At 69.0% G+C, this 3,299-nt stretch carries 3 protein-coding genes; 1 reads left to right on the top strand and 2 read right to left on the bottom strand.

Features of this window, described 5'->3' with window-relative positions; genetic code table 11:
* Positions 1-101: 101 nt before the first annotated feature.
* Together purB and ACWD68_RS41610 are read right to left on the bottom strand one after the other, a co-directional pair.
* Positions 102-1,376, bottom strand: coding sequence for an adenylosuccinate lyase (purB, locus tag ACWD68_RS41615; protein ID WP_451811672.1), 1,275 nt, complete (start codon positions 1,374-1,376; stop codon positions 102-104).
* Between the two features lie 73 nt (positions 1,377-1,449).
* Complete coding sequence (locus ACWD68_RS41610; RefSeq protein WP_451811673.1) at positions 1,450-1,713, bottom strand: hypothetical protein; 264 nt, start codon at positions 1,711-1,713, stop codon at positions 1,450-1,452.
* 277 nt (positions 1,714-1,990) lie between these two features.
* Between ACWD68_RS41610 and ACWD68_RS41605 the strand changes: the two genes are divergently transcribed.
* Positions 1,991-3,172, top strand: coding sequence for a glycosyltransferase (locus ACWD68_RS41605; RefSeq protein WP_451811671.1), 1,182 nt, complete (start codon positions 1,991-1,993; stop codon positions 3,170-3,172).
* Positions 3,173-3,299: the final 127 nt, after the last annotated feature.

The raw sequence follows: 3,299 nt of genomic DNA, 5'->3' as shown, positions 1-3,299 counted from the left end.
CGTGATGCTCGTCCGGGCTGGTCTCAACCCGGCTGGTGCTGATCTTGTAAGCCCCGCCACCTGCTAGGTGCCAGGCGAAGTGAGCCAGGAATCCCCCTCCTTCAGGACGGGGAGGAGTCAAGCAGGTTGTCCAATCGTTTGTGGATGACGTCGTGGTGGGTCAGGAAGCGCTCGGGTTCCAGCGGGCCGGTCTCGATGCCCTGGGCCCGCAGGCCGGCGGTGAAGTCCTCGCCGTTGGCGGCGTCCTGGATCGTGCGGTAGGCGCGCTCGCGCTCGCCTCCGGTCTCCAGCAGGTCGGCCAGGACGGCCGAGCTGTAGGCCAGTCCGCCGGTCGCGTCGATCGCGGTGCGCATCGTGCGGGGGAAGACCTGCAGTCCGCTTACGAGGTCGGTGGCCGCGCTGACCTGGTAGTGCGCGACGGTCAGCGCGTCCGGCAGCACGACCCGTTCGACGGAGGAGTGCGACAGGTCCCGCTCGTGCCACAGCGCCACGTTCTCCAGCATCGTCCCGGCGTATCCGCGCAGCAGCCTGGCCAGCCCCGTCAATCGCTCGCTCGTGGTCGGGTTGCGTTTGTGGGGCATGGCGCTGGAGCCCTGGTAGGCGGCGGTGCGGGGCTCTTCCACCTCGCGGACCTCGGTGCGCGACAGCAGCCGTACCTCGACGGCGATCTGCTCGACGCAGGCGCCGAGTGTCGCGATGGCCTGGACGAGCTGGGCGTGCCGGTCGCGGGCCACGACCTGGCTGGGCGCCTCTTCCACGCCCAGGCCCAGGGCCGCGCACACGTGCTCCTCGACGAAGGGGTCGATCAGGGCGTAGGTGCCGACGGAGCCGGAGATGGTTCCCACCGCGACCTGTTCGCGTGCGGCGGTCAGCCGGCGCACCGAGCGGTCGATGGCGAAGGCGAAGCCGGCGAGCTTGTGGCCGAAGGTGGTGGGTTCGGCGTGCATGCCGTGGGTGCGGCCGATGCACGCCGTGTCCCAGTGCTCGGTCGCCTTGTCCACCAGGGCTCCGCGCAGCCGGCCTGCGGCGCCGGTCAGGAGGTCGCAGGCCCGGGCGAGGGTGTGTCCCAGGGCGGTGTCCACGAGGTCGTAGCTGGTCATGCCCAGGTGCACCCAGCGCGCGGAGTCGTCGGGCATGTCCTCGCAGAAGGCGGCGAGGAAGGAGAGGATCTCGTGGTCGCGTTCGCGTTCGAGTTCCGCGACGCGTGCCGCCGCGGGCACCTTGGCCCGGCGGATGTCGGCGAGGGCGGCGTCGGGGACCCGGCCGAGCAGCGCCTGTGCCTCGGAGGCGAGCACCTCCACCCGGGCCCAGGTGGTGTAGCGGGCCTGGTCGGACCAGAGTTCGGCCATCTCCGGCAGGGCGTAGCGGGAAATCACGGCCGTGGTACCTCCTCGTCGGGAATTGGGGTCACCGGGCGCACGGGGTGTGCGGGCCCGGTGCGCCCGGTGTTCAGGCGGTCTTGCGGATGATCTCCACGGATCCGGAGTCCAGGAGGGTCCGGATCGCGTCCTCGCCGCCGGCGACGTCCAGGTCCATGTCGTGGAGGCGGTCGATGACGGACAGGATGACCTTTTCCGATTGCGTCTCCTTCGAGCCCTCCCAGACCAGCTCGGGGAAAACGGTCAGATAGACCTTGTCGTTTCCCTGGGTGAAGATGTTCACTTCCATGACGTCGCGGAGAGCCATTCGGGCGTTGTAGATCAGCGTATTCATGTGTGCCACCGACTTTCGGTATCCGTTTTTTCTGGGACTTCCTCGCCGCACGTTCCGACATCATGATGGTCAGACACCGGGGGTCGCGCAATGTTCGATGTTGCCACGGTGAGGCTGCGGAACGGGTTCGGCATATGTCTTGTTCAACTGCGCGAAATCCGCAATTGAACGGCCTTGCCATTTGAGGATGTTTGACAGAGAAAGGGCGCGTTGCGGACCATCGGTGATGTTCGTCAAATGCGTCAGGCCGCGTCTCACGAAAAGCATCCGGAGTGCCATGAAAATCCTGTTCATAACCACGGGCAGCCAGGCCACCTACTATGCCGCTGCCCCGCTGGCGACGGCCGCGCGGAACGCGGGCCATCAGGTCGTGCTGGCCGCCCACGAGCCGTGGGTGGAAACCGCGGAGGCCATCGGACTTCCCACCTTCTGCTTCACCGTCGATCCGATCCGGCACTTCATGCGGATCACCAACCCGGGCAAGGGCCTGCGGTTCCCCAGGGAACTGGGGGACCAGGAGATGTTCGGCCAGGGCCGCGGCTTCGCGCAGATGGGCCTGGCCGGGGTGAAGTCCCTGCTGGAGCTGGCCAAGGACTGGACCCCGGACGTGGTCGTCGGCAGCTCGCAGAGCTACGCGGCGATGCTGCTCGCCGCCCATCTCAAGGTCCCCTACGTGCGTCAGGTCGAGTACCTGGGCATCCCGCTCACCGGCATCGACCCCGGTGCCGAGGAGGAGCTGCGGCCCGAGCTGGAGCGGCTGGGCCTGGACGGGCTGCTCGAGCCCGACCTGCTCCTGGACTCGACCCCGCCGTCGCTGCGGCCGGCCCACGACCCCGCCGCGCAGTCGTTGCGCTGGATCCCGTCCAACCCGCAGCGCCGGCTCGAGCGCTGGATGTACACCCGTCCCGAGGGCCGCCGCCGGGTGCTGATCACCTCGGGGTTCCGCAGTCTCATGTTCCGCGAGCCGGGCTGGTCCATGCCGCTGCTGGTGAGTGAGCTGAACAAGCAGGGCGCGGAGGTGCTGATCGCCGCCTCCCCCGGTGCGGCCGAGCGGTTCGGCGAGCAGCTGGGCGACGCGCGGGTGGGCTGGATCCCGATCGATGTCGCCGCCGCCACCTGTGATCTGGCGGTCCATCACGGCGGCGCGACCACCGCCACGACGCTCATGGCCAACGGTGTGCCGCAGCTGATCATCCCGGAGAACCCGCCGGAGTTCCCGCCGAACTACCACCGCGAGGCCATCGCCAAGGCCATCAGCGGCTTCGGCGCCGGCAAGACGCTGTGGCCGCAGGCGCAGGAGCCCGACAAGGCGCCGGGCGAGGTGATCGCGGCGGCGTGCCGGGAACTGCTGGAGAACCCGAGTTACACCGAGCGGACGCAGTTCCTCGCCAAGGAGATCTCGACGCTTCCCACGCCCGCGGAGATCGTGCCGCGGCTGGAGGCGCTGGTGGCGCGGTAGTTCCTGCCGGCGGATGCGCATCGCACTGGGGCCCGGGAGAACGCCGGTGGACCAGCCGTGCGCCATGCTGGTGTAGGCGCCCTCGTACAAGGACCCGCCGGGACCGATGCCCTCCCAGTGCGTGATG

Source organism: Streptomyces sp. NPDC005141, from assembly GCF_053599975.1.
The sequence above is the reverse complement of the archived record's forward strand: the minus strand, read 5'-3'. Positions and strand labels throughout refer to the sequence as shown.

Coding starts and splice junctions, on each gene's coding strand:
- ACWD68_RS41610 (WP_451811673.1), bottom strand. CDS start 1,713: ATGAATACGCTGATCTACAACGCCCGAATGGCTCTCCGCGACGTCATG.
- ACWD68_RS41605 (WP_451811671.1), top strand. CDS start 1,991: ATGAAAATCCTGTTCATAACCACGGGCAGCCAGGCCACCTACTATGCC.